The 25,935-nt window shown below is 68.7% G+C and carries 23 protein-coding genes and 3 pseudogenes; 16 read left to right on the forward strand and 10 right to left on the reverse strand.

The window, feature by feature from the left end:
- Nucleotides 1–10 precede the first annotated feature (10 nt).
- Entirely contained in the window at nucleotides 11–1,372 is a 1,362-nt protein-coding gene (locus tag RHA1_RS07790) for a WS/DGAT/MGAT family O-acyltransferase (protein ID WP_011594556.1), read from the reverse strand.
- Nucleotides 1,373–1,550: 178 nt separating this feature from the next.
- On the opposite strand from RHA1_RS07790, the gene RHA1_RS07795 reads away from it, so the two are divergent.
- On the forward strand, nucleotides 1,551–2,540 hold the full coding sequence (locus tag RHA1_RS07795; protein ID WP_011594557.1) for an alpha/beta hydrolase: 990 nt from the start codon (nucleotides 1,551–1,553) through the stop codon (nucleotides 2,538–2,540).
- Between the two features lie 23 nt (nucleotides 2,541–2,563).
- On the opposite strand, the gene RHA1_RS07800 is transcribed toward RHA1_RS07795, so the two are convergent.
- Both RHA1_RS07800 and RHA1_RS07805 read right to left on the reverse strand, forming a co-directional pair.
- Nucleotides 2,564–2,896 carry a 4Fe-4S dicluster domain-containing protein gene (locus RHA1_RS07800; RefSeq protein WP_009474288.1) on the reverse strand — a complete coding sequence of 111 codons (333 nt, stop codon included), beginning with the start codon at nucleotides 2,894–2,896 and terminating at the stop codon, nucleotides 2,564–2,566.
- Entirely contained in the window at nucleotides 2,893–4,470 is a 1,578-nt protein-coding gene (locus RHA1_RS07805; RefSeq protein ID WP_011594558.1) for an FAD-binding protein, read from the reverse strand. Before RHA1_RS07805 ends, RHA1_RS07800 begins: the two co-directional genes overlap by 4 nt.
- Nucleotides 4,471–4,759: 289 nt before the next feature.
- Between RHA1_RS07805 and RHA1_RS07810 the strand changes: the two genes are divergently transcribed.
- From RHA1_RS07810 to RHA1_RS07830, 6 genes are all read left to right on the forward strand, one after another.
- Complete coding sequence (locus RHA1_RS07810; protein ID WP_009474291.1) at nucleotides 4,760–5,311, forward strand: hypothetical protein; 552 nt, start codon at nucleotides 4,760–4,762, stop codon at nucleotides 5,309–5,311.
- A gap of 102 nt (nucleotides 5,312–5,413) precedes the next feature.
- On the forward strand, nucleotides 5,414–6,331 hold the full coding sequence (locus RHA1_RS07815; protein WP_009474292.1) for a PPE domain-containing protein: 918 nt from the start codon (nucleotides 5,414–5,416) through the stop codon (nucleotides 6,329–6,331).
- A 14-nt stretch (nucleotides 6,332–6,345) separates the two neighbouring features.
- Nucleotides 6,346–7,011 (forward strand): ESX secretion-associated protein EspG, encoded by a 666-nt coding sequence (locus RHA1_RS07820; RefSeq protein WP_011594559.1) that lies wholly within the window; start codon nucleotides 6,346–6,348, stop codon nucleotides 7,009–7,011.
- A gap of 70 nt (nucleotides 7,012–7,081) precedes the next feature.
- Nucleotides 7,082–8,440: a T3SS (YopN, CesT) and YbjN peptide-binding chaperone 1 gene (locus RHA1_RS07825; protein WP_050787261.1), complete on the forward strand. Its 1,359-nt coding sequence runs from the start codon at nucleotides 7,082–7,084 to the stop codon at nucleotides 8,438–8,440.
- 95 nt (nucleotides 8,441–8,535) lie between these two features.
- The gene (locus RHA1_RS52865) at nucleotides 8,536–8,670 is read left to right on the forward strand and encodes a hypothetical protein (RefSeq protein WP_005254130.1); all 135 of its coding nucleotides are present in this window, start codon (nucleotides 8,536–8,538) and stop codon (nucleotides 8,668–8,670) included.
- Between the two features lie 47 nt (nucleotides 8,671–8,717).
- Nucleotides 8,718–9,800 carry an IS630-like element ISRjo2 family transposase gene (locus RHA1_RS07830; RefSeq protein ID WP_011594561.1) on the forward strand — a complete coding sequence of 361 codons (1,083 nt, stop codon included), beginning with the start codon at nucleotides 8,718–8,720 and terminating at the stop codon, nucleotides 9,798–9,800.
- Nucleotides 9,801–9,870: 70 nt separating this feature from the next.
- Here the strand turns inward: RHA1_RS07830 and RHA1_RS07835 are convergent, their stop codons facing one another.
- The 3 genes and pseudogenes from RHA1_RS07835 to RHA1_RS51655 form a co-directional block, all read right to left on the reverse strand.
- Nucleotides 9,871–10,713, reverse strand: a complete 843-nt coding sequence (locus RHA1_RS07835) for a citrate/2-methylcitrate synthase (protein ID WP_518525574.1) — start codon at nucleotides 10,711–10,713, stop codon at nucleotides 9,871–9,873.
- A 49-nt stretch (nucleotides 10,714–10,762) separates the two neighbouring features.
- A pseudogene (locus tag RHA1_RS53960) lies at nucleotides 10,763–10,918 on the reverse strand (citrate/2-methylcitrate synthase); the annotation flags it as partial.
- A gap of 3 nt (nucleotides 10,919–10,921) precedes the next feature.
- Nucleotides 10,922–11,269: pseudogene (locus RHA1_RS51655) on the reverse strand (isocitrate lyase/phosphoenolpyruvate mutase family protein); the annotation flags it as partial.
- A gap of 12 nt (nucleotides 11,270–11,281) precedes the next feature.
- Between RHA1_RS51655 and RHA1_RS51660 the strand changes: the two are divergent.
- The 3 genes and pseudogenes from RHA1_RS51660 to RHA1_RS07850 form a co-directional block, all read left to right on the forward strand.
- Nucleotides 11,282–12,448, forward strand: a pseudogene (locus RHA1_RS51660) (helix-turn-helix domain-containing protein); the annotation flags it as partial.
- 141 nt (nucleotides 12,449–12,589) lie between these two features.
- On the forward strand, nucleotides 12,590–13,942 hold the full coding sequence (locus RHA1_RS07845) for a hypothetical protein (RefSeq protein WP_011594567.1): 1,353 nt from the start codon (nucleotides 12,590–12,592) through the stop codon (nucleotides 13,940–13,942).
- A 5-nt stretch (nucleotides 13,943–13,947) separates the two neighbouring features.
- Nucleotides 13,948–15,396, forward strand: coding sequence for an outer membrane protein assembly factor BamB family protein (locus tag RHA1_RS07850; RefSeq protein ID WP_011594568.1), 1,449 nt, complete (start codon nucleotides 13,948–13,950; stop codon nucleotides 15,394–15,396).
- A 12-nt stretch (nucleotides 15,397–15,408) separates the two neighbouring features.
- On the opposite strand, the gene RHA1_RS07855 is transcribed toward RHA1_RS07850, so the two are convergent.
- The 4 genes from RHA1_RS07855 to RHA1_RS07870 all read right to left on the reverse strand — a co-directional run bounded on the left by RHA1_RS07855 (nucleotide 15,409) and on the right by RHA1_RS07870 (nucleotide 20,542).
- Nucleotides 15,409–16,542: a methyltransferase gene (locus tag RHA1_RS07855; protein ID WP_009474301.1), complete on the reverse strand. Its 1,134-nt coding sequence runs from the start codon at nucleotides 16,540–16,542 to the stop codon at nucleotides 15,409–15,411.
- 81 nt (nucleotides 16,543–16,623) lie between these two features.
- Nucleotides 16,624–17,598 carry an NADPH:quinone oxidoreductase family protein gene (locus tag RHA1_RS07860; protein ID WP_050787467.1) on the reverse strand — a complete coding sequence of 325 codons (975 nt, stop codon included), beginning with the start codon at nucleotides 17,596–17,598 and terminating at the stop codon, nucleotides 16,624–16,626.
- 14 nt (nucleotides 17,599–17,612) lie between these two features.
- On the reverse strand, nucleotides 17,613–19,253 hold the full coding sequence (locus tag RHA1_RS07865) for an AMP-binding protein (protein ID WP_009474303.1): 1,641 nt from the start codon (nucleotides 19,251–19,253) through the stop codon (nucleotides 17,613–17,615).
- Nucleotides 19,253–20,542 (reverse strand): MFS transporter, encoded by a 1,290-nt coding sequence (locus tag RHA1_RS07870; RefSeq protein ID WP_009474304.1) that lies wholly within the window; start codon nucleotides 20,540–20,542, stop codon nucleotides 19,253–19,255. The genes RHA1_RS07865 and RHA1_RS07870 overlap by 1 nt, the downstream gene beginning before the upstream one ends.
- A gap of 293 nt (nucleotides 20,543–20,835) precedes the next feature.
- On the opposite strand from RHA1_RS07870, the gene RHA1_RS07875 reads away from it, so the two are divergent.
- The 6 genes from RHA1_RS07875 (at nucleotide 20,836) to RHA1_RS07900 (ending at nucleotide 25,870) form a co-directional block, all read left to right on the forward strand.
- Nucleotides 20,836–21,579, forward strand: a complete 744-nt coding sequence (locus tag RHA1_RS07875) for an SDR family NAD(P)-dependent oxidoreductase (protein WP_011594571.1) — start codon at nucleotides 20,836–20,838, stop codon at nucleotides 21,577–21,579.
- Nucleotides 21,580–21,622: 43 nt separating this feature from the next.
- The gene (locus RHA1_RS07880) at nucleotides 21,623–22,810 is read left to right on the forward strand and encodes an acyl-CoA dehydrogenase family protein (RefSeq protein ID WP_011594572.1); all 1,188 of its coding nucleotides are present in this window, start codon (nucleotides 21,623–21,625) and stop codon (nucleotides 22,808–22,810) included.
- A gap of 63 nt (nucleotides 22,811–22,873) precedes the next feature.
- Nucleotides 22,874–24,067, forward strand: a complete 1,194-nt coding sequence (locus tag RHA1_RS07885; RefSeq protein ID WP_011594573.1) for an acetyl-CoA C-acetyltransferase — start codon at nucleotides 22,874–22,876, stop codon at nucleotides 24,065–24,067.
- Nucleotides 24,068–24,071: 4 nt separating this feature from the next.
- A complete protein-coding gene (locus RHA1_RS07890; RefSeq protein ID WP_011594574.1) occupies nucleotides 24,072–24,656 on the forward strand; it encodes a TetR/AcrR family transcriptional regulator in 585 nt (194 codons plus the stop codon).
- 54 nt (nucleotides 24,657–24,710) lie between these two features.
- Nucleotides 24,711–25,286, forward strand: a complete 576-nt coding sequence (locus RHA1_RS07895; protein ID WP_005252730.1) for a TetR/AcrR family transcriptional regulator — start codon at nucleotides 24,711–24,713, stop codon at nucleotides 25,284–25,286.
- A gap of 110 nt (nucleotides 25,287–25,396) precedes the next feature.
- Entirely contained in the window at nucleotides 25,397–25,870 is a 474-nt protein-coding gene (locus tag RHA1_RS07900) for a winged helix-turn-helix transcriptional regulator (protein ID WP_011594575.1), read from the forward strand.
- The last annotated feature ends 65 nt before the right edge of the window (nucleotides 25,871–25,935 follow it).

Genomic DNA, 25,935 nt, shown 5'->3' on the forward strand with positions numbered 1-25,935 from the left:
AGGCCGCGCCTCAGAGCAATGCCGCCTCGAGCTCACCCAGAGCAGTCTCGAGATAGAAGAGGATGCGCTGCAGGCTCGGCACCGACCGACGGCACCCGATGACACCGAAATCGAGGTTGCCGCCGTTTGTGGTGAGCGTGATGTTGAGTGCCTGCCCGTCCAGCACCACCGACGTCGGGTAGATGCCGTCCAGCCGGGACCCGTTCCAGTACATGGTCTTCCGCGGTCCCGGGACGTTGGAGATGATCACGTTGAACGGCGGCGGCGTGAAGCGGACGAACCCCGGCACCGGTGTCAGAGCGATCGGCGACATGTTGACCGCGGACCACGCCAGCGCCTGCATCGAGGTGAGGCTGCCGAACAGCTCCTTCCCCTGGGACATGGAGGCGGAGATCGCCGTCAGGCGCTCGGCCGGGTCGTCGACGTCCGTCGCCAGGTTGCACAACGTGACCCCCACCGCGTTGCCGCCGGCGTCGGCCTGCTGCTCGTCGCGCAGCGACACCGGAACCATCGCGATCAGCGGCTCGTCGGGCAGCGCGTTCTGTTCCTCCAGATACCCCCGCAACGCCCCGGCGCACATGGCCATCACGACGTCGTTGACACTGACCCCCGCCACCTTCCGGACGGCGTGGACGCGTTCGAGCGGCCAGGACTGCGCGGCGAACCGGCGCGCGCCACCGATCGGGACGTTCAGCATGGTGCGGGGCGCCTCGTACGGAAACCTCATGTCGTGCTGCCCCATCGCGGTGCGGGCGATGCGCAGCGACGCAGGCGCGAGACCGGCCACCTCACCGACCGTGCGGCGGACCCCGTTCATCACCGACCAGAGGTCGGGGGCGGGGGCGGCACCGTTGGCCGACGCCCTGCGCGGCAGGTTCCACGGCGGCGGTGCGTCACGCACGTCCGGGTCGGTCGACAGCGTCCGCATCAGCAGCCGCAAACCGGAGACCCCGTCCATCAGCGAGTGGTGCAGCTTGGTGTAGATCGCGAACCGGCCGTCGCTGAGACCCTCGATCAGATACATCTCCCACAGCGGGCGATGACGGTCCAGGAGCGTGCCGTGCAACCGAGACGTCAGCGTCAGCAGTTCCCGGACCCGATACGGGGCCGGCAGCGCCGAATGACGCACGTGGTATTCGAGATCGACGTCCGACTCGTCGGCCCACCACAGGTTCCCGAGACTGCCGACGGGGCCCGCAGGTTTCTTCCGAAAGGCGGGGTCGACGTCCGTGTGCTCGAGCAATGTTTCGTGCATCGACTTCACGTAGTCGGGGCCGGCATCCTCCGGCGGTGTGAACAATTCGAGCGATCCCACGTGCATCGGATGCTCTCGCGATTCGCCGAGAAGGAATATCGAATCGGTAACCGGCATGATCCCCACCTGGACGTTCACCCCCGCTCGGTCACTATCCCATTACGACTTCCGTCTGGATGCTACGTCGGGCGTAGCGTCCGTGCGACCAACTTCGATGTAGACCGTACGGCGCAAAGAGGTGGAAAACCTAAAGGAAGCAAGTCGACGGGCACCGAGGCCGGATCGGAGGCAGGCAATGAGCACTGCGACTTACGAATTCTGCCCGTCACCCCTCCCGGTGACGCGGCGGGAGTTCGCCGGAGCCAGCCTGCAGTCGACGGCCCTCGCCCACACACTCCGACGCACGGTCCGGCCGTTCCTGGACGGGTGGGCGCGCTACCCCGAACTGCCGTGGCCCACGGGAGTCGTCGACCTGTTCGGGTACTCGCTCGGTCCCATCCGCGGAACCGTGCGCAGGCCCATCCGGCTGCCGCACTGCCGCGCCGAATGGATCCGGCCGCCGGGTGAGCTCGGCGACCGGGCGATCCTCTACCTCCACGGCGGGGCGTTCCTGTGCTGCGGGATCAACTCCCACCGCCAGATGGTGTCCCGGATCTCGGCGGAGTCGCAGGCGTCGACGCTGAACGTCGCGTACCGGATGATCCCGCGGAATCCCATCCGGGCGGCCGTCGAGGACGGTGTCGACGGGTACCGGTGGCTGCTCTCGCACGGCTACACCGCAGACCGGATCGTCATCGCCGGCGACTCGGCGGGCGGGTTCCTGACGTTCATGGTGACGCTCGAAGCGCTGCGCCAGGGGTTGCCGCGTCCCGCCGCCGACGTCGCGCTGTCGCCGCTGACCGACCTCGATCCGGTGAACAAGCTGGCCCATCCCAACGCCGACCTCTGCGCTGTCTTCCCCAAACGCGCGGTCGGTGCCCTGTCCAGGCTGATCGAAAGGCTGGACACCAGGGGCGGGCACGAGCCGTCCACGTCACCCGTGGACGGCTCCCTCGCCGCCATGCCGCCGGCGCTGATCCAGACCGGCTCGCAGGAAATGGTCTACGTCGACGCGGAACTGATGTCCGAGCGGCTGTCCCAGGCGGGTGTGCCGTGCGAACTGCAGGTGTGGGAACGGCAGGTGCACGTCTTCCAGGCCGCCGCCGGACTGCTCCCCGAGGGCACCCGCGCCATCCGCGAGATCGGCCGGTTCATCCGCAAGGCCACACCCGTGAGTACTTCTTAACCGCCCCGGACGTTGACAAGTACTCACGGGGTGAAGAGGTGGTTCCGGTCGAGCGTGGACCCCGGCGTGCGACGGCCACCCCACCCGATCACGGCGCGGTAGGCGCCGAGCGCCCCGGACTCCGCCAAACCCTCGGCGTCGGTGTGCGTCGAGTCCTCGGGAACCGGGGTGTCGAACGGCGCGACATACAGCGCGTCGGTCGGACAATTCGCTTCACACATGAAGCATGTCTGACAGTCCTCCTGATGCGCGACGACGGGAACCCCGTCCGTGCCGCGGCGGAAGACGTCCGTCGGGCAGACCTTGATGCAGATGTCGCACTGCACGCAGCGGTCGGCGACGACGACCTCGATCACGACGCGACCGTCCGGGCCTCGGCGGTTCCGTGTTCCGGCCGCACCCACACCTCGCCCAGTCCGCCCGACAGCAGTCGACGGGTCTGCGCCGGATCGGTGTCGGGCAGGTCGGTGCGCACGTGCATTCCCCTGGTCTCGGTCCGCGCCAGCGCGGAGTGCGTCGACCACCGCGCGACGGCGAGCATCGCGGCGGCCGAACGTGCCTGCAGCAGCTCCCGTTCGGTGCCGCCGAGCAGATCGGCGGCACCCGACCAGGCCTCGTCGAGGGCGGTCACGCTGTCCTGCAGGCTCGTCGCGCTGCGCCGGTAGCTGCGTCGCAGCGGCAGGGTGTGCTCCTGCACCAGTCCGACGATGGAGCGCGACGCCTGCCGGCGGGCCGACGGTCCGCGCAGTCCCGCCGCGCCCGCGCCGCGCACCCTGTCGGGGACGGGACGCGTCCGCGCGAACCGGGCGGCACCCGCGCCGGCCCACGTCCCCGAGGAGATGGCCCACGCCCCGTTGTGGCTGCCGCCGCCGCTGCGACCGCCGGTGATGAGCTCCCGGGTTGCCGCGTCGCCCGCCACGAACAGGCCGGGAACGTCGCTGGCGCAGTCGGTGCCGGCGACCCGGATGCCGCCGGTTCCGCGCACCGTACCCTCCAATACGGCTCGCACGGGATACTTCTGCGTGAACGGGTCGATGCCCGCCTTGTCCAGCGGCAGAAAGTAGTTCGGTTGCGAGGTGCGCATGGCTGCGCGAATGTCGGGTCTGGCCCGGTCCAGTCGCGCATACACGGGGCGGCCGGCGGCGAGGTGCGCCATCGCGGCGCCGCGTGCGGAGAAGCCGCCGTCGCCCAGCGTCCGACCGTCCGCGTCGTAGTAGGTGGCGAACTGCATCATCAAACCCTTGGTGTGGCCACTCCACGCCGGTGCCAGCGCGTAGGCCGTCGAGAATTCCATGCCCGAGAACGATGCCCCGACCTCGGCGGCCATCAGCAGTCCGTCGCCGGTGTCGACGTTCGTCCCGAAGCTTCCGGACATGAAGGCGCAGCCGCCGGTCGCGACGACCACTGCCCCGGCGCGCACCGACCACGGCGCGTATCCGTTCTGCCGTTGCAGACCCGCGGCACCGGACACGACGCCGTCACCGGTGGTGAGCAGTTCCAGGGCGGGGCTGTGGTCGAGGATGGTGACCCCGGCGCGGTGCACGCGCCTGCGCATCCGACGCATGTACTCCGGCCCCTGCAGGCTGGTGCGCACCTCCCGGCCGTCGTCGCCGGACGGAAACCGGTAGCCGGCGCCTGCCAGTTCGTCCACCCGGTGGTGGGTCTCCTCGAGGACCCGGTACATCCAGGCCGGCTCCGACAGCCTGCCGCCGTCCTCGAAGCGAGCCTGCACCGACCGTTCGCGTGCCGGCCCGGGCGGGACATTCCACAGGTTGTTGCCGCCCGACGCGGTGGGACCGCTGGTGCCGCAGTACCCCTTGTCGGCGAGGACGACCCGCGCGCCGTCCCGGGCCGCCGCCAGTGCCGCCCACGTTCCGGCGGGTCCGCCGCCGAGGACGAGGACGTCGGCGTCGATCTCGAGCCGGCTCACGAAGCGAACAGCATCGCCGACGCGACGACGGCCGCCCCGGTTCGTTCGGACAGCGGGCGGCGGAACAACCAGTCGAGTAGAGACATCGTTACCCCCGGTCGGAGCGGTATGGACACCGCTCGATCGTCGGCTGACCGGCTCGTCCGAACAAGGGTTCTCGTCAGCGTGCGCCGAACCCCGGCAACCATCCAGCGAACCCGCCCCGACGACTTACCTTCCGGACACATGCGGCAGCAGGCGGCACCGCCCTCTATGGTGGACGCATTTGCACGCCGAGGACGGGTAGCGCATGGACGACAGGACTGTAGCGATCGGGGCACTCGCGATTGCCACCGTGTCGGCGGTCTCCGGCCTGATGATCGGCGCCGCGGGCGGCGCGTTCGGCAACCGCGGGCCGGCAGTCGCGCCACCGCCGCTGACGTCGGAGGGCCTGCAAGCCGCCGGGCCCTACAGCGCCGCACCGGCCACCTTCCAGGTGTTCGTCCCGCCGACCCCCACCTGGCAGATGGCCGACCTCACCACCCCGCGGGCCGTCACGCTCACCACCGAACCGGCGCCGGTGACCACGGCGCCGCCGCCCGCGCCCTCGACGACCCCCGCCCCGCCTCCGCCGGTCCGGACCACGGTCGCGCCGCCTCCGCCGACGATCAGCCTGGCCCCGGTCACCACACCCGTCACCCGGCCTCCCGTGATCGCGACGACCGAGCAGTCCGTGCCCCGGATCGCCGCCCCGCCGTCCGCGGCACCCGCGGAGCCGACGCTGCCGCCGGTCACCACCACTACGACGACGACGCGTCCGGTGATCACCATCCCGCCCGTCACCACCAGACCGCGGGGCTGACGCTCACCCGAGCCTTTCCGAGAGCAGCAGTCGGTAAGGTGGCTTCCCGCCGGATTGGGGGGTCCACTCCGGGACCGTGAGTGTCCAGTATCGGAGGTCGGGATGAATGGCGGGGAGAATTTTCGGTCGGGCGAGTGGGATCACCACGCCATCAGGAGTGCGGTCGACGCGCTGAGGCCCGCCGAGTCCGGTGCGGTCGCCGCGGCCTGGGACGACCTCGGACGGCGATTCCAGGAGTCGGTGACCGCGTTCCACGACGCGACCCGGGCCGCGGTCGACACCGGCTGGCGTGGGCCGACCGCGACCGCGGTGGCTTCTTCACTCGACGACTACGCCGCCCGCGCCGGGCAGGTCGGTGGCCGGTTCACCGATGTGGGCGATGCGTTGCGGCACGCGACGGCCGGAGCCGAAGCGGTGCGCGGCGCGGTCGGCAGGCCCGGCGACCACCCGGCCGACTGGACCCGGGTGCTGCCCGTCAACTGGACCGCGGAAGCCGACGCCGATGCCGCGGAACAGAACGCGAAGGCCGCCATGGACAACCTCTACACCTCGGCGTATCGCGTTGCGGACGAACAACTCCCCGCTGCCGGCCTCGCCGCGACCCACGCCGCGGCAACGGCCCACGGTCAGCCGGTGGGCTTCGACATCGGACCGAACGGGGTGCACGGCATACCCAGCGATCAGCAGGTGGCCGAGCCCGAATCCGATTCCGTCCCGCGCAATGAGCACCGCAGGAGCGGCGAGGTGCCGCTCGAAGACTCGCCGGCGACCGCCCAGGCCGCGCCGGGTTCGATCGCGGGTGCGGCGCTGGCCGGGGCCGTCGGCGGCGGGGTGGCGCAGTACGCGCGCAGCATCGTGTCCGCTCACCGGACGATCACCCCCGAGCGGCCGGGCGGCCCGGTCCTGCCCGCCGCCCGGGAGGACGAGGCGGAACCCCCGACCTACCTCGAAAGCATCGACGAGGAAAGCGAACTCGTCGGGAAACTGCCCCTCGTCACACCCGCGGTGATCGGCGAATAGACGTGGGGCACTGGGTGTTGAGCGGTCCGCAGTTCTCGGCGTTGTGGGCACTGACCGGACAGGACCGCATTCCGTATCCGTTCAAGGTCACGAGCACGCTGGCCACCGCCGACGAGTACGCGGCGGAGCAGCGTCGGATCCGCGCCGACTTCTCCGGCCCCGAACACGACCCGCTCGGGTCGGCGCTGCTGGTGCTCGCCGAACCCGACCTCCGGATCGAGATCTCCGGTTCGGCAGGTGCGGACGGCGGTACCTCGATCCGCATGACGGGCGCCCTGGCACGCGGGCACGGGATCGCGGCGATGCAGCATCCGGGCGCCGAAGTGGTGATCCGGAGCTGCGAACCGTACGACGTCGGCCGGCAGCTGATCGCTCAGCTCCCCGACACCGACGCGGGCACGGCGGCGGGCATCGTGGTCCCGCCGACACCGGCCGGGAGCACACGGGCAGCCCGGATCCTCGACAGGCCCTCGACGAGCCAGGGGGTCGTCACCGTCGTCCGCGGCTCGCGGCACTCACCACGCCCCGTCGGCGGTCTGGCGTGGCGGGACATCGAGGGCGACGGCCGGTACCTCGTGTGGGGCGACACCGCCGTGGCGGTGGAACCGGGCACGTCGTGGCACCTCCTCGACGCCGTCACCCGGCTGACCGGACGGATCGCGGCCGGTCACCCCGTCTGAGCCCGCCACCCCCTCCTGCGCTGCGGTCTCGGCGATCGCCGCTACCGTATAGAGCGGAAGTAGGTGACTCGTGGTCGACCCGGACGGAGCAGACATGCAGGACTTCGATCTGGATTCGAGCGTGAACCGCGACTGGGCCGAGTTCCAGCGGCGCCTCGCGGACTATCTGGCAGCGATGCAGGACGAGGACCTTCTGGTCCTCGAATCGGGGTTCGAGGAGCTCGACGAATCCCAGGGGCTGATGCCGTGCATCCAGTTCGTCGTGTGGGACGGGGACACGGTGCGCTGCGAGGTGCCGTCGAACCATTACCTGCACCCCGACCGCGCACTGACCGAGGCCGAACAGACGTACCTCACCGAGCTGGGCTGGAACCGGCCGACCCGCGGTCCGGACGACGAACCCGACGACGGCTCCCCCGCGTTCTACGTCGACAAGAAACTGTCGTGGTCGGATCAGCTGGCCGCGATGGCCGTGGCCGCGTTCCGCGACGTCTGGGGAATCACCCATCCCGCGTTCCTGAGCACCGAGACGTCGAGTACGGATCCCGAGGCCACGTTCGACCCGGTTGCGGTGCGGCCACCGCTGGTCGCGCAGCTCGACCCCGCAGCCGCCGTGGTCCCGCGCGACGTCGAGCACCTCCACGAACTGATCACACTCGCGTTGGTCCCGATGCTCGGGCTGCTGCCCGAACGCGACCCGGACGGCGACGTCCCGATCCGGATGGGCAACACCATCCTGTTCGTCGGCCCGCTCGCCGACACCGTCGACGTGCAACTGTTCGCGCCGCTGGTGCACGACATCAGCGACCGCACCCGGGCCGCCGAGGTCACCGCCGACCTCAACCGCACGTGGTCGCGGATCAAGTTCGTGCTGGTCGACGACCGGTTGTCGGCGTTCCTGGAAGTGTCGGGCAACCCGTTCGTCCCGCAGCACCTCACCGACAGCTGCAAGGCGTTCTCCGATTTCCTGCGCACCGTCGACAACGAGTTCGCGTCGCGGTTCGGTGGCGAACTGTTCTTCAACCGCGACTCCGGCCCCGACGAGGAACCCGAACCGGACGCGTCGCCTGGCACCGAGAGCCGGATGTCGTCGACCGACCTGCCGAAGGAACTTCAGACGCTGTTCCATCTCGACCCCGGGCCCGGAAGCGACACCGATCCGGCTGTCGTCGCCGACGTCTGCGGTCACGACCGCGATCGGATCCTCGTGCTCCTGGACACCGGCACCGCCTGGGTGTCCCGGTTGCGGGAGACCGACGACGCGTCCGCCGACCAGTGGGAGCGCATCGTCGGCGCCCTCCGCCACGCCCTCCGGACCGTCGTGCTGCCACCGACGACGGGCGCTCCCGACACCAAGCCACGGCCCGAGCAGATGGGACTGTTCACCAATCCCGAGGAGCAGACCCTGTTCGACGATCCGTCGTCCTAGAAGCCGCCCTTTCGACGATCGATCCGGGTTTCCCGGGATGTGGCGTACTGTCAGCACTATCGGAGCCGTCCAGGTTCCGCATTCAGGGATGGTCCATGGCTGACAAATCGCCCCGCAATTCCATGTCGAAGAAATCCGGTAAGTCGCTGAAGGAGAAGCGCGCCGACAAGAAGATGAAGACGAACGGACAGAGCGATCCGGAAATCGTCTCGCACGTCAAGAAGCGCTAGTGGTGTGTCTCGCAAATAAATATGGATTGATTCGATAGAATCCGTGCATGAGGAATCCGGTACCCGCTTTGCAGATTTCCGATGGGCAGCGTGTTGTGCTCGAGTCGTTGGCGCGGTCGCAGACGGGTGCGCACCGGGAGGTGGTGCGGGCCAAGGCGCTGTTGATGGCGTCCGAGGGTGTGGCCAACACGGCTATCGCGCAGGCGTTGTCGGTATCGCCGGGATCGGTGGCGAACTGGCGGACACGGTTCGCTGAAGATGGCATGGCGCGGTTGGGCGAGGTGCGCAAGGGTCGAGGTCGCAAGCCCTCGATCCCGCAGGAGAAGATCGACGAGATCGTGGACCTGACGCAGAACTACCGCCCGAAAGGCGAGACTCATTGGAGTTGCCGGACGATGGCCGAGTATGTCGGAGTCTCGAAGGACACGGTCCAGCGCGTGTGGTCCGCTCGTGGACTCAAGCCGCACCGGGTCGAGACGTTCAAGCTGTCGAATGATCCGCGATTCGAGGACAAGCTCGTCGACGTCGTCGGTCTGTATCTGAACCCGCCCGAGCGGGCGATCGTGTTGTGCGCGGACGAGAAGTCGTCGGTGCAGGCCCTCGACCGGACGCAGGCCTCGCTCCCGATGATCAAGGGCCGCGGCGAGACGATGACCCACGACTACAAGCGTCACGGCACCACCACCTTGTTCGCCGCGCTCGACGTCCTCACCGGCACCGTGATCGGCCAGTGCCTGCCGCGCCACCGCCATCAGGAGTTCCTGCGATTTCTGCGAACCATCGACCGTGAGGTGCCCAAGGACCTGGAAATCCACCTGATCCTGGACAACTACGCCACCCACAAACACGAGAAGGTCCGGGCCTGGCTCGACAAGCATCCACGGTTCCACCTGCACTTCACTCCCACCTCCTCCTCATGGCTCAACCTCGTCGAACGTTGGTTCCGAGAGCTGACCGATAAAGCTCTGCGACGCGGGGTCTTTCACTCCGTACCGCACCTCATCGCCTCGATCGAGGAATACCTCGACGCCCACAACGAAAACCCCCGACCCTACGAATGGACCGCGACCGCCGAATCCATCCTCGCCAAGGTCGCCCGCGGCCGCGTCGCACTCGAAAAGATCAGCTAAATCAGAGACACACCACTAGCGCCCGTGCGCCTTTCTGGTAGCGGCAGCAACCACAAAGGCGCACAAGCCGTCAGGCGACGACGGAGCGCTGGGGGACACCCGAGTACTCGCTGAGCGGGCGAATCGAACTGTTCGACGCGCCCTGCTCGATGATGTGGGCGGTCCACCCGGTGATCCGGCTCATCACGAACATCGGCGTGAACATTTCCACGTCGAATCCCGTCAGGTAGTTCGCCGGACCGGTCGGGAAGTCGAGATTCGGCGCGATCCCGGTGGCGCCGGCCATCGTCTTCTCCAGGATGTCGTACATCCGCATCCACTTCTCGCCGCCGGTGGCGGCGGCGATGTCGAGCAGTGCCGCCTTGATCGTCGGCACCCGCGAGTCACCGTTCTTGTAGACCCGGTGACCGAAACCCATCACCTTCTCCTTGGCAGCGAGTTTGCCCAGCAGCCACTCCTCGGCGCGGTCGGGCTCGCCGATCTCGAGCATGTCGTGCATGACGGCCTCGTTGGCGCCGCCGTGCAGCGGACCCTTCAACGCCCCGATCGCCGCGGTGACCGCACTGTAGATGTCGGACAGTGTCGACGTCACCACGCGGGCCGCGAACGTGGACGCGTTGAAACTGTGCTCCGCATACAGGATCAGCGACACCTCGAACGCTGTGACGACGGCCGCATCGGGCACGTCCCCGAAGCACATGTTCAGAAAGTTCTCCGCGAACCCCAGGTGCGAGTGCGGTGCGATCGGGTCCTGTCCGCGCCTGCGCCGGATGTCTGCGGTCACGATCGTGGGCAGCACCGCCGTCATGCGCAGCGCCTTCGCGAGGTTCTCGGACGGCGAATTGTCGTCCCCCGCCGGGTCTTCCGCGCCGAGTAGCTGATCGCCGTGCGCACCACGTCCATGGGGTGGCAGTTGTCGGGCATCTTCGCCAGCAGTGGCAGCAGGGAGCGGTCGACCCGGCGTGCCGCCCGCTCACGCTGGCAGAGTAGTTCCAGTTGCGCAGGGTAGGGAGTTCGCCGTACCAGTGCAGATACGCCACCTCCTCGAAGCTGCAGTGCGCTGCCAGGTCCTGCACCGCGTAGCCCCGGTAGGTCAGCGAATTGGTCTCCGGCACCACCTTGGAGATGGCGGTGGTGTCGAGGACGGTGACGGTGCACGCCGCGCTCATCGGTTCCCCGAACCCGGTGTCGGCGTCGATCAGGACCGTCAGGTCGGTGACGCGGGCGATCTGCTGCCCCCGTCCCGCGACCTCGGTCAGAGTGGTCAGCCCGATGTCGGGCAGGGCGAGATCCGCGGAGACGACGGCGCCTGAGACGTACACGCCCTCGAAGCCGATCCCCTGGATCGGTTTGGCCACCAACGGGTTGAACGCTCCGGGCAGACGTTGCAGCGTGCCCGAGTCGAGCCCGGCCCGGAATGCTTTCCACTTGTCCGCCGCCGACGTGGCCGCGGCGATCAGCCCGCTCATCGGAACAGTCCCGTGTCGTTGGCGGAGATCGACGAACTCGTCGCCCGGATGCCCGCCGTGGGGCGCACGCTCGTGACGCTGCACCGCCGGTTGCGGGCGACCACCGATCAGCTCGACCAGTTCTCGGCGCAGATCTCCGGGGACGCGGCGCCGGACCCGGCGCACGTTCCGATGCCCTACGAGGAGGTGCGGGACTTCCTCTAAGATCGGCGCAACCATATCGGCCGCCTCGACGACGCCGCCGCCGCCGAGGAGATGTTCAGGGGCAACGGACTGTCGATCGGCGCGCTGGACCTCCAGTTGGCCCGCATCCTCCGCGACCGGCACGGGGTGACGGTGCGCATCCGCACCGACTAACCGGATCAGCTGGGCCCCAAGCGGCTTTACGACGCCGAGGCGGGAATGCTGACGCTGCCCGTCGGCTCTCCGCCGGTCAGCGCGCATTCCAGATCGCGATGCAGGTGGCGTTCTTCACGCAGTCGGAGACGATCGACGCGATCGTCGCGGAGGACGAGTCGCTGACCGCCGAATCCGCCGCGCTCGCGCGAATCGGGTTGGCTCACTACTTCGCCGGGGCGCTGATCCTGCCGTATACGCTGTTCCTGGGTGCCGCCGAATCGCTCCACTACGACATCGACCTGCTGAGCCTGAAGTTCGAGGTGGGGTTCGAGACGATTTTGTCACCGGCTGTCGACGCTGCAACGGCCGGGTCAACGCGGCGTCCCGTTCTTCTTCGCCCGCACCGACCGCGCCGGGAACATCTCGAAGCGACAGTCCGCCACAGCGTTCCACTTCTCCCGGGTGGGCGGCAGCTGCCCGCTGTGGGTGGTCCACGAGGCGTTCGCGAGTCCGGGGAGGATCCTCACGCAGGTGTCGAAGATGCCCGACGGGCGCGCCTACCTGTGGATCGCGCGCACCACCCACAGCGGCGGTCTGGGATATCTCGCCCCGGAACGCAATTTCGCGATCGGCCTCGGCTGCGACATCGGGTACGCCGATCGGCTGGTCTATTCACGCGGAATCCAGACGGACGACCCGAGCACGGTCGTCCCGATCGGCGCGGGCTGCAAGGTGTGCGACCGGCCCGCGTGCGCGCAACGCGCCTTCCCGCAACTGGGCCGGGCCGTCCTCGTCAACGAGAACAGCAGCGGCCATCTCCCGTATCCGCAGGGCCGGTAGGCGCTCCGCGCCCGTGCGCGGTTAACGAGTCCAGGGACTCGTCAACCACTCACGGGCGGTAACGCTGCTCGCAACCGTGACGACTAGGACTTCGGATGCTCCTTCGTTCGGGGTGAGCGCCTGCGACACGGGTGGGGGCACATGGGCGACGGCGCGGACAGGCGCAAGGACCGCTGGACGACGGGACTCGTCGTGGTGTCGATCATGGCGTGCGGGGTGATCGTCGCGGGACTGCTCGATTCCGGATCCGGCCCGGCGACCGTCGACCTCAACGCGGACAGTCCCGCCGGAGCCCCGTCGTACGTCACCCCGACGGTCGAGTATCCCGTCGACATTCCCGGTTGTGCGACGGTGGAACCGCCGTCGGAGGGGGAAACCGTCGCCATGTGGGTCGGAGGTGAGCAGAGTTACGACAACCCGCGCTACCCGTGGTTCTCGGCGCTCAAGGCCTCGGCCATGACTGCCGCCGTCCTCGACGCCCTGCCGGAGGCCGTGGAGATCCCCCTCGTCAGCCCCACGGAGTCGTTGCTGTTCGAGCCGATTCCGGAGTACGAGCAGCCACCGGACGTCGAGGACGACTTCGGCGGCGTCACCAGCGCCCGGGGACCACTGCTCCGGGACTCGACTCCCGGGTCGCTGTGGTTGTCGGTCAGCAAGGCGGGCAGGCCGATTCCGCCGTGCGTGGCCGGCGAACTCGACCGTCGCACGACGCTGCCCGACGGCACGGTGCTGGATGCGGACGACACGTGGTCCGAGTACGACGGCCACCGCACCCTGTCCCGGAGCGTCGCCGGCTACTTCCCGGACGGCACGTGGATCCATGCCGACGCCACCGACGAGAACTTCGCCGAGGCCGACCCCGGCGCGAAGTACAGCGGCACCATCCCACTGAGCCTCGACGAACTCACCGCCATCGTGCTGCGCCCCGAACTGAGGGTGAGCACACCGGTTCCGCCGGGCACCCCGCCTCCTCCGACGGCATGCGGGTCGGGGGACGGTTCCGAGGACGAAGGACCGGCGCTGACCCGCGCCGATCTGGACCGGTTGAATGCCGTGCTCGACGACGCGTGGCGCGATCATCGCGTCGCGCTGTCGAGACCGCTCGGGTCGCTGCAACTGGCCGAGTACAGCGACAACGCGGTGTGTGAGAGCATCGACGTCACCACACGAGGATCCGAGGGGACTCTGCGGATCTCGATCGAGGGCGGCTACACCGTTCCGCCCGAGCCGGACAAGTACGACCCGTCCTACGACCCGCAGGCCGCGAAGGCCACCCGACTGCCGGACGGTTCCGTATTGGAGCGACGGGACGGGTACACCTCCGCGGCGTCCGAGCCCGGTGAACCCACCGTCGACGAGGCCGGCCGTTACGTGACACTGACACGGCCGTCGGGTACCCGGGTGTCGGTCAGCTCGACCTCCACGCTGCCGGCCACTCCGCTCCCCTACGAGCTTCTCGAATCCCTGGCCACGACCCCCGGACTGGAGCTGTAGCCGACATGGGACTCGACACGAGCACCCGAAATCTTTGGGCCGCAGCGCTCGTGGCGGTCGTGATCGTCGCCGGCGCCGTCACCACCGTGATCGTGCACGAACCGGAGTATCCGGAGGTGAACATCCCCGGGCTCACCGGTTTCGTGGGCCCCGACGCACCGGAGGCGTCGCCCGATGCACCGGGCGCCGAGTGGTCGCTCGATGCGGCCGCCACCTACGATCGACAGTTCGCCGTCTTCCGCAACCCGGTGTACGGCAGCGGATTCGACTCGGGCGAGCCGGGATTCGTCGACGCCGGACAGGTGCTGGTCACCATGATCGGGCTGGTGAACCAGCAGACGTCGGGGCTGGACGAGACGCGGTTGGTCGGGGTGGACGCCGACACCGGATCGGTGCGCTGGGAGACGCCCGTCGAGTCGCTGGGCGGGTGCGCCGACACCCTCGCTGCCGGGCGGATGGTCTGTTACACGACTCCCTTCGAGGACGCACCCGTCATCCTGGCGGTCGACACCGAGAACGGCTCCGTGACCCGCACTCCCACCGACTGGACGATCCTCGCGATGACGGCTGCCGACGACTGGCTGTACGTGATGGAGGGCGACCCGGAATCCGAGGACGTCCAGGTCCACAGCGGTGTGCCCACCGACCCCGATGCGAGCTGGTCGCAGCGCTTCGACCTCGGCTCGGCGTGGGAGGACGCGTTCGGTCACCTCATGAGCACCGAGCACGGTCAGGGTGTGCTCGAACTCGGCGGGGAGATGGCGGGGTTCGACCTCGCGACCGGGACACCGACGTTTACCCGCACCCTGCCCGACTGCACGCAGTCCGCCCGGGCCACCGAGGGCGGGGTGGTCGTCCGAGTCCACAGCGACTGCACCCTCAGCAAGGTGCTGGGCTCCGAGGCCGTCGATCGCACCGGTCGAGTCCTCGCGGCATCGGATGTGGAGGCCGCACACACCCTCGCCGTCGATCGCCCCGCCGACAGTACGATTCCGGTGCTTCTCGGTGACGGCGCCTACGACCGGACGACGGGCGAACTGCGATGGACGAGCCCCGCTCTCGTATCGACGCCACGTGTCGACACTGCGGAGTCGTATGGCCCGAACACCACGCAGGGCACCGCCGTGGCCGTGCTGGGCGATGTGGCATTGCTGCGCGACTACGAGGGCAAGACGGAAGCCGCACTCGACCTGAGGTCCGGAGAACGGTTGTGGCAACGACACTCCGACTCGTACGGCACCGTCGTCGTCGCGGAGGGGGATACCGCAGTGTTGCTGGAATCCGATGTCCTGCGCGCCGAGAACGTCCGGTCCGGCGAGGAACTGTGGGTACTCCCCCTGCAGACCGTGATCGACGACGACTCGTGGGGCAGCACACCCGTCGTCGCGGCGTCGAGCAGCCGCCTGGTCTACCTGACGTCGGGGACGATGGTCGGGTTGGGCGCGTCCGAGTGAATCACTCCGGGGCTATCCGGTCGGCGCGGCCCGCGCGCCGAGCCGCCACAGCGACGTCACTTCCCGTTTGCGCGCGGCGTGCAGCGCATCCGAGCGGTCCGCGACCTTGCCGTGCCGGGGCGCCACGTCCCGGCGTCCGAGGACGGTCAGTCCGGCGTCGTCGATCAGGGTCAGTAATTCCTCGCGGGTCCGCAGTCCGAGGTGCTCGGCGATGTCGGACAGGATGAGCCAGCCCTCTCCCCCGGGCTCGAGGTGCTCGGCCAGGCCGCCCAGGAATCCGCGGAGCATCCGGCTGTCCGGGTCGTAGATCGCGTACTCGATCGGCGAGGTGGGACGGGCGGGAATCCACGGCGGGTTGCACACGACCAGCGGTGCCCGGCCCTCGGGGAACAGATCGGTTTCCACCACCTGCACCTGACCGCCGTAGCCGAGCCGGTCCAGATTCGCCCGGGCGCAGGCGAGCGCATTCGCGTCGAGTTCGGTCGCGATCACCTTCTCGACACCGCGGTGCGCGAGGACGGCGGCCAGCACACCGGTGCCGGTGCCGATGTCGAACGCCTGCGTGTGCGACGGCAGCGGGGTGTCGGCGACGAGGTCGACGTATTCGCCGCGAATCGGCGAGAACACGCCGTAGGCGGGGTGGATGCGCGCACCGAGGGCCGGAATGTCGACGCCCTTCTTCTGCCACTCGTGGGCGCCGATCGCACCGAGCAGGTCGCGCAGGGTGGTGACGGTGGGCTGGTCAGTCGGTCCGTACGCCTCGAGCACCGCTTGCCGCACGTCGGGGGCGCGCCGCAGCGGGACGGTCTGGTCGGCGTCGAACGGCACCAGCAGCATCCCGAGGATCCCCGCCCGCCGCGACTGCGTCTGCCGGTGCAGGTGGAACGCGGTGGCGGGGTCGGTGGACGTCTTGCGGGTCTTGCGGTCGGTGCGGGCGGCGACGGCGGTGCCGAGCTGGCGGGCGTTGTGGAAGTCGCCACGCCACAGCAGCGCCGTCCCCTCGCACGCGAGGCGGTAGGCCTCGTCGGCGGTCATCGAGTCGTCGGCCACCCGGATCTTCTTCGGGGGCGTCGCCCCGCTGGTGGACCGCCACACCGCCGAATGCTCGGTGCCCTCCTCGGTCCAGCGGACGAACTCGGTTTCCATGAGGGAGAGCCTAGGCCTACGGCCCGTGAGTGGTTAACGAGTGCAGGCACTCGTCAACCGCGCACGGGCGGCGGAGCCGCCTCACCGGAGGGTGAGGACACTCTTCCCGACGGTTCGGCGGTGTTCGAGGTCGAGCAGGGCCTCGGCTGCCGCTCCGAACGGGTACCGGGTCGGCTCCGGAATCGTCAACGCGCCAGACGCGAGCAAGGGACACAATTCGCTCCACTGCGCGGACAGCCGTTGGGGGTCCTCGGCCCACCACGAGCCCCACGCGACTCCGACTGCGGACGCGTTCTTCAGGAGCAGTCGGTTCACTTTCACCGAGGGGATGTCCCGGCCGGTGAAGCCCATCACGAGAATCCTCCCGCCCGTCGCCAGGGATCGGACGCTGTCGGTGAATCGATCGCCCCCGACCGGGTCGACCACGACGTCCACCCCGCGGCCGTCGGTGATCGCGAGGACCTCGTCCCGCCAGTTCCCGGTGGCCACGACGTCGGAGGCGCCGAGACTCCGCACGTACTCCGCCTTCTCCTCACTGCTGACGACCGCGATGGTCCGCGACGCGCCGAGGTGAGGCGCCAGTGTGACCCCGGCGGTGCCGATGCCTCCAGCCGCACCCTGGACGAGCACCGACTCCCCCGCCTCGAGGCGTCCACGACATACCAGCGCGAAATGCACGGTGAGGTAGTTGAACAGCACGGCGGCTCCCGCGGCCATCGAAATCGTGTCCGGGAGGGAGAACGTCGTCTCCGGCGGCAGTGCGACCACTTCGGCCATCGCGCCGCCCACACCGGTCAATCCGACGACCCGGTCGCCCGGAGAATATCCGCTGCCGTCAGGGGCTGACCGCACGATCCCGGCGACCTCGCCGCCCGGGACGAACGGCAGTTCCGGCTTGTACTGGTACCTGCCCTGGGTGAGAAGCAGATCCGGGAACGACACCCCGACCGCGTGAACCTCGACGAGGATCGCGGATTCGTCCGCGACGGGTTCGTCGACCTCGACCGCGGCGAGCGCCCGGGGACCGTCGAGCGCGGTGACCATCAGTGCGCGCATGCGGTTGTGCCCGTTCATGTGACCGGGAGTTCGCGGACGGCCGCCCGGCGCAGCTTGCCGACTTCGGTGCGCGGAAGGTCGGGCCGGAAGTCGACGACTTTGGGTGCCGCGTAGGGTCCGACGCGCTGCGCGACGAGGTGTGTGAGTTGCGTGACGAGGTCGCTGTCGTCGGCCCGGGTGTCCGCGCGGACGACGACGGCCCGGACCACTCCGCCGCGGATCGGATCGTCGTACGCGACTGCCGCGGCGTCGGCGACCGCCGGGTGCTGTAACAGCGCGTTCTCGACCTCGACCGGGCTGATGTTGTGGCCCGACGCGATGATCATGTCGTCGTCCCGGCCCAGTATCTGCCACCGTCCCTCGGGGTCTGTGACGGCTCGGTCCTCGGTGAGGAATACGTCGCCGCGCCAGCGGTCGGCCCACAGGTCGGGGGTGTTCTCGTAGCCGCTGGACATCTGGTACCGGGGCTGCCGTACCGCGATCAATCCCGGTTGCCCGTCGGCCACCGGTTGCCCGTCCCGGTCGGCGAGGAAGGTGTCGAACCCCGGAATCGTGGCGGACATCCAGCCCGGACCGGACCTCGTTTCGGTGCCCTGGGTGTCGCCCAGGAGCATGCCGACCTCGGACAGTCCGTACCCGTTGCGCACGGCGGGTGCACCGGTGCCGGCCCAGGTTGAGGCGACCGCTGCGGTGAGCGGTTCGCCGGCAGCGGCGACGGTGCGGAGCGTCGGCGGCACCCCGTCCTGCGCGAAGGTCGCCGTCAGGCGCCGCAGGGCGGCCGGCGCGGTGGTGAGGATCGTGGCCTTCTCTTCCCGGATGACGCGATGCCAGGCCTCGGGGACGAACTTCCCCGAGTACATGACGCGCGGCACGCCCAGCGCCATGACGGCAGCACCGGTGCTGTACAGCCCGAACGCCCACGCCGGGTCCGACGTCGAGAAGACGACGCTGCCGCGGGTCGCCCCGAGAACGCTCTTCGCGTAGGGCATGACGGAGACGAAGGTGGCGTGGGTCATGGTGCACGCCTTCGGCGTTCCGGATGTTCCGCTGGTGAACAGCAGGGTGGCGGCGTCCCCGAGTGCCGTCGTCGCGAGCGGGCCGTCGGCGTCGGCCCCGTCGATCTCGGTCCAGAAGGACCGGTCGCCCGTGCCGGCCGCGACGTCGCCGACGACGAACACGGCGGGATCGAGTCCGTGGGTCGCCTGCGCCTGCGCGAGCGCAGGCCGGTACTGCTGATCGACGACGACCGCGCGGACTCCCGCCGCGTCGAGGCGCAGGCCGATCGCATCCGGGGCGAACCCGCCGAACAAGGGCACGTACACCAGCCCGGAGCGCCACACCGCAATTGCGGTGATCCAACTCTCGACCTGTCGCGAGAGGAGTCCGCCGACGCGATCTCCCCGCTTCAGCCCCGCGCGTGCGAACACCCGTGCCGCCTTGGCGGCGAGCCTGTCGAGTTCGCGGTACGTCCAGCGGTCGGCCGAGCCGTCCTCGTGCCGGACGGTCAGCGCCACCCGATTCGGGTCGGCCGCGTAGCGGGTGCAGATTTCGTGGGCGGTGTTGAAGTCGCCGCCGAACGGGTCGCGGTCCAACAGGGATTCGATGTCCTGCCAGGCATCGGCGAGTGTGGACGATGCGAGTCTGTCGAGAGACATCAGTGATTCACCTTTGCAGTTTTCGTCAGGGTCAGGACCAGGACCGTGATGGCACACGCCGCGGCGATATACGCGGCCAGGGCCCACGCACCGTCCGTCTCTGCAGCGATCGCCACCGCGATGAACGGTGCGGGAGCACTGAACACGACACCACCGAACTGATAGGCGACGGACGCGCCGGTGTACCGGACTTCGGCCGGGAACAGACCGGTTACGTATCCGGCCACCGCGGAATAGGTGACGGCGTGACCGATGGTGATGATCAGAATCATCGCCAGCAGGACGGCGACACCCACGCCGGTGGACAGCAACCAGAAGAACGGATACGCGATCGCGGCCATGTAGAGGGACCCGTAGATCAACATCTTCCGTGCTCCGATCCGGTCCGCGATCATCGACGCGTAGGGCACGGACAGGATGTCGAGGACACACGCGACGAGGATGCTCAACAGAATCGTCTGCCGCGAGATGCCGAGTTCCTTCGGACCGTACGACAGCACGAAGACGGTGACAAGGTAGAACGGCACGAGGGAGGCGGCCTGGGTGAGAATCCCGACGCCCAGCGCGCGCTTCTCACCCCGCAGGACCGCGAGGATCGGGAAGTCGGCAATCTTCTTGTTGCGCTTGACGTTCTCGAACTCCGGCGATTCGACGACCTTCAGTCGCACGTACATGCCGACCGCGACCAACCCGGCGCTGGCCAGGAACGGAAGCCTCCATCCCCACGCCTGGACCTGGTCCTCCGGAAGCTGCTCGACCAGGAGGAACGCGAGCGTCGCGAGAACGAGTCCGGCTGGCACGCCGGCCTGCGGCCAGCTGCCGTAGAACGCCCGCTTCTCGCGCGGTGCGTGTTCGACTGCCATCAGCACCGCACCGCCCCATTCTCCGCCGACCGCGAAGCCCTGTGCGAGGCGCGCGAGGACGAGCAGCACGGGTGCCGCGAGACCGATGGCTCCGTAGGTGGGGATGAGTCCGATCGCGACCGTCGACGACCCCATCAGCACCAGGGAGAACACCAGCATCTTTTTGCGGCCGATCCGGTCTCCGAAGTGCCCGAAGACGATCGCGCCTGCGGGACGCGACACGAACGCGACACCGAACGTCGCGAAGGCTGCCAGCGTTCCCGACAGCGGACTCAATGACGGGAAGAACGCCTTCCCGAATACCAGGGCGGCCGCGGTCCCGAAGATGAAGAAGTCGTACCACTCGATTGCCGTTCCGACGAAGGATGCGAAGGCAACCTTCCGGGGTTTGACCCGAGTGACCTCCAGGTCGTCGATGACTCTCATATCGAATCTCCCATCGCTGCTGATGTGGGGCGGTGCGGCAGCCGTGTGTCGATCCGGTGCCACCGCGGTTGTGATCGGGCCATCGGGCCTCGTCCGGGGTTCGCCGATCGGACATCGTCCGCCCCGTGTGGCCACGGTCACAGGTCTAGCACATCCCGGACGTCGACCGCAAGCATTTTTGTACCGATCGATACAAGTCGCGACTACACCTAAGTTCCGGGGGAATACGACGTCTAGACGGACTTTCACGAACTCTCTGGACTATTATTGGATCGATCAGTACATTTCTGAACATGAACGAGAACGATCACGACGATCCCCGCGTCGCGCTGGTCTCCGGCGGTTCCCGCGGCATCGGAGCCGCCGTCACCACGGCCCTGACGCAGCGCGGCTGCCGGGTGGGCTGCACGTACCGGACGAGACGTGAGGACGCCGAGAAGCTCGCCGCGGACGCTCCCGAACAGGTACTTCCGATCCGCTTCGACCTGCACGACGGCACCACGGCGCCCACGGCGGTGGAGCGCGTCGTCTCCCGCTGGGGACACCTCGATTCGCTCGTCCTGAACGCGGGCCAATGGTCGGGCGGGCGGCTCGTCGAGACGGACCCGGACGCCTGGTGGAGCGTGATAGAGACGAACCTTCGCGGCACCGTCGCCCTCGCGCGGGCAGCGCTGCCCCACCTCGTGCACGGCAGGTCACCGAGCATCGTGCTGGTGTCGTCGGTCGTCGGCGTGATCGGTCACGCCGGCGACACCGCGTACGCGGGTGCGAAGTCCGCGATGATCGGCTTCGGTCGTTCACTCGCCAAGGAGGTTGCACGGGACGGCATCCGGGTCAACGTGCTGGCCCCCGGCTTCGTCAGCACGGACATGACCGACGCGGTGCCCGACTCCGCACGCAGGCGCATCGAACGGGAAACCGTCCTCGGCCGATTCGGCACCGTCGACGAAATCGCCAAGGCCGCAGTCTTCCTCAGCGAAGACGCCACATTCTGCACCGGCTCCGTCCTCACCGTCGACGGTGGCTGGGCGCTGTGACACACCACGACCGCAACGACCAACAACGAAGGGACACAACACCATGACCGCGACACTCACGCATTCGGTCGGCATTCCGGAGTCGGAGTACCTGGCGCTCCGGGACCGCATTTTCGAGGCGATCTGGGCCGAACTCGATCCACTCGAACAGCGGATCGAGGACGACGAGCAGGTTCCGCACGACATCGTCATGCCCATCCTCGAGCGGATCGGCGCGCTCGGCCTGCTCGTCCCCCGCGAGTACGGCGGCAGCGGCCTGTCGATCGCCCAGTACCTGCCGATCATCGCCGAGTTCGCCAAGGTGCAGGGCGCGCTCCGGGTCATCGTCCACGTGCACAACTCCTTCGCCCACGCGCTCTCCGAGATCGGCAGCGACCGGCAGAAGGCGGACGTCCTCCCGGGCACGGCCACGGGCCGGAACTCGGTCGCGTTCGCGCTGACGGAACCGGGCTTCGGGACGGGCGCCGACCTCGGGTCGACCGCGGTGCGCGAGGGCGACGGCTACATCCTGAACGGCGAGAAGTGGTTGATCACCAACTCCGACATCGCTTCTCACTTCATCGTCTTCGCGAAGACGACCGCGACCGACGTCTCCGCGTTCCTCGTTCCCCGCGAGACCGATGGTCTCTCGATCGCAGCGCTTCCCGAGACGATGGGATGCAAGGGCACCGAGCACGGACGCGTCACCCTCGACTCCGTCCGGGTGCCCGCCACCGCCCTCGTCGGCGTGGAGGGACAGGGAAACGAGCACCTCGAACGCGCACTGGAGATCAGCCGGGTGTTCATCGCGGCAAGCTCCCTCGGCACGTCCGAGCGCGCCCTCGAACTGTCGATCGCCCACGCGAAGAGCCGTGTCACGTTCGGCAAGCCGATCGGTACACGGCAGGCCATCCAGCGCTACCTCGCGGAGATGGCCACCGACGTATACGCCCTGCGCGGGATCCTGGCCGACGCAGCGCAGAAGTGGGATGCCGGCGAACGGATACCCGCCGAGGCCAGCATGTGCAAGCTGTTCGGCCTCGAGGCCGTCGGCCGGGTGACCGACCGCGCTCTACTCATCCACGGCGGAATCGGATACACGCGCGCGCATCCGATCGAACGCCTCTACCGGGATGCCCGCCTCAATTGGCTCGAGGAGGGCACCCCGACGATCCAGTACCTGGTCACGGCGGGCCGTCTACTCGACGGGTACGCGTTCTCCGACGCCTTCGAGACGTCGCGCACCAACTGACATCAGCCGCCCTGCGGCCGGAACGGGCGCAGGGCGGCACCACGCTCTCGAAGGAGACGAACAATGACGGACCACGACCCCACCGTCCTCGTCGCGGGGGCACGAACCCCGTTCGGACGCTTCATGGGATCGCTGTCGAGCCTGAGCGCCCAGGAACTGGGTGGCCACGCGATCAGCGGTGCGCTGCAATCCGCCGGCGTCGACGCAAGCGCCGTCGACCACGTCGTCATGGGTCAGGTGCTCACGGCAGGCAGCGGCCAACTGCCGGCGCGCGTCGCAGCGGCGGCCGCCGGAATCCCCATGACGACACCGGCACTGAACATCAACCGGATGTGCCTCTCCGGAATCGATGCGATAACGCTGGCGCACCAGATGATCGTCGCCGGCGACGCGGACGTCGTGGTCGCCGGCGGTCAGGAATCGATGAGCACCGCGCCGCACCTCCTGGCGAACAGCCGTCGCGGGCACAAGTACGGCGACACGGTTCTGATCGACCACCTCGCGTTCGACGGGCTCCAGGACGCCTTCACCGGGTCGTCGATGGGGGCGCTGACCGAGTCGAGGAATCCCGAGTACGGGATCACCCGGGAGGCCCAGGACGACTGGGCCGCACGCTCGCACCGTGCGGCCGCACGCGCGCGCAAGGACGGCGTCTTCGCCGCCGAGATCGTTCCCGTTCCGATCACGTCCGGCAGGGGTGAGACGACCGACGTGAGCCACGACGAGGGCATCCGGGCCGACACCTCGGCAGCGGACCTCGCCGGGCTGCGTCCGGCTTTCGCCGCGGGCGGCTCGCTGACTCCGGGCAACTCGTCACCGATCTCCGACGGTGCCTGCGCCGTCGTGGTCACGCGGAAGTCGACGGCCGTCCGGCTCGGCCTGTCGTGGCTGGCCGAGATCGGATCACGCGCCGTGGTCGCCGGACCCGATTCGGGTCTGCACGAGCAGCCGTCGAACGCCATCCAGGCCGCGTGCCGACGCGAGGGGATCGCGCCCCGCGAACTCGATCTCGTCGAGATCAACGAGGCGTTCGCCGCGGTCACACTCGTCTCGTCCGAACACCTCGGTCTCGACGCGGACCGGGTGAACGTCAACGGCGGCGCGATCGCGCTCGGCCACCCGATCGGTGTCTCCGGGGCACGGATCGTCCTGCATCTCGCGCTCGAACTGCGCCGCCGCGGCGGTGGTGTCGGCGCAGCGGCGCTGTGCGGGGGCGGCGGCCAGGGGCAGGCCCTGATCGTGCACGTCGAACGGTGATTCGATGAGCACCAAGTACGACCTCAACCGCACCGAGATTCTGCGCGTGTCCGCCGAGCTGTTCGCGAGGTCGGGCTACCACGGCACCGGGATCGCCGACCTGGGCACGGCGGTGGGGCTCGGCCGCGGGGCCCTGTACCACTACATCGGCAGCAAGGAGGAAGTCCTGTTCGCGATCAGCAGCCGACAACTCGCGCAGATGAACGACGTGGCCGACGAACTCGCCCTGACCGAACCGGATCCGGAGCTACGCCTCCGCGGTCTCGCCCGGGCCCTGCTCCGCAACATCGCCGAGCACCGCGCGGAGTGGACGGTGTTCTTCCGCGAGTACCACGCCCTGACCGGTGATCGGCGGGTGCGGGTCGTCGCGGCGCGCGAACGGTACGAATCACATTGGCGGCATGCGTTCGAGCAGGGCGTCCGGGACGGCGCGTTCACCCTGTTGCCGCCGTTGATGATCAAGGGTGTACTCGGCATGTTCAACTACAGCTACCTCTGGCTCACCGCCGACGGCGCCCGCACCCCCGAGGAGATCGCCGACGGCTTTCTCGACGCCCTGATCACCGGGCTGGCCGCGCCGAACCCGTGATCTGGGCCGTCTAGACTCACATCTTCGACCGCCGGGAGACAAAGGGGCCCTTCGATGAGCGACAAGTACGACGCCAACCGGGACCGAGTCCTGCAGGTGGCCGCCGAATTGTTCGCGAAGTCTGGCTACCACGGCACCGGGGTCGCCGAGATCGGTGAGGCCACCGGGCTGGGCCGGGGCGCGCTGTACCACTACATCGGCAGCAAGGAGGCAATCCTCTACGAGATCAGCAGCCGGCAACTCGCGCAAATGAACACGGTCGCCGACGAACTCGCGCTGTCCGAGGCCGACCCGGAGAAACGGCTGCGCGGCCTCGCACGGGCGCTCATGCGGAACATCGCCGAGCACCGTGCCGAGTGGACGGTCTTCTTCCGCGAGTACCACGCCCTGACGGACGAGCGTCGCGATCGCATCATCGCCGAACGTGAACGCTACGAATCCCATTGGCGGAACGCGCTGGAGCAGGGCATCCGCGACGGACAGTTCCGTGCCCTCCCGCGGCTGATGGTCAAGGGCCTGCTGGGCATGTTCAACTACAGCTACCTCTGGATCACCCCCGCGGGCGCCGAGACACCCGAGGAGATCGCGGACGAGTTCCTCGACGCCGTTGTCACGGGGATGCGGGCGTGAGGCGCTCCGCGCCCGTGCGCGGTTAGCGAGTCTCTGCACTCGTTCGCCACGCACGGGCGGCGTAGCCGCTGGCTTGGACGCACCAAGCCAGTAGGGACTATCCTCGTCGCATGAGTCCGTCATCGGCCACCCCTGCCCGTTGCTCGATCGCGCGCACCCTCGAACTCCTGGGCGACAAATGGACGCTGCTCATCGTCCGCGACGCCTTCTGGGGCCACAGCCGATTCTCGGAGTTCACCCGCAGCCTCGGCGTGGCGTCCGACGTCCTCACCGCACGGTTGGCGATGCTCGTCGACGAAGGAATCCTCGAACGCCGCGCCTATCGCCAGGAAGGGTCGCGGGAACGTCTGGAGTACGTGCTGACCGAAAAGGGCAAGCAGTTGCATGTCGTGATCGGCGCTCTGGGCCAGTTCGGTCGCGACCATCTGCCGCGTCCGGGTAGCACCTCCCCCGAGTACTCCGACGAGACCACCGGCGAGGCCGTGTCCCTCGCGTTCGTCACCGACGACGGTCGACGCGTCTCGGCATCGACTCTGCATGTACAGCAGGGCACTCCGGCCCCGGCGGCCGATCCCCAGGGTTAACCGGAACTCGTGAAGAACGGGAGCGCGACCTCGCCGTATCCATGCTAACTTGGAAATTCCAAGTT

The organism is Rhodococcus jostii RHA1 (assembly GCF_000014565.1).
Classification (GTDB): Bacteria; Actinomycetota; Actinomycetes; order Mycobacteriales; family Mycobacteriaceae; genus Rhodococcus_F; species Rhodococcus_F jostii_A.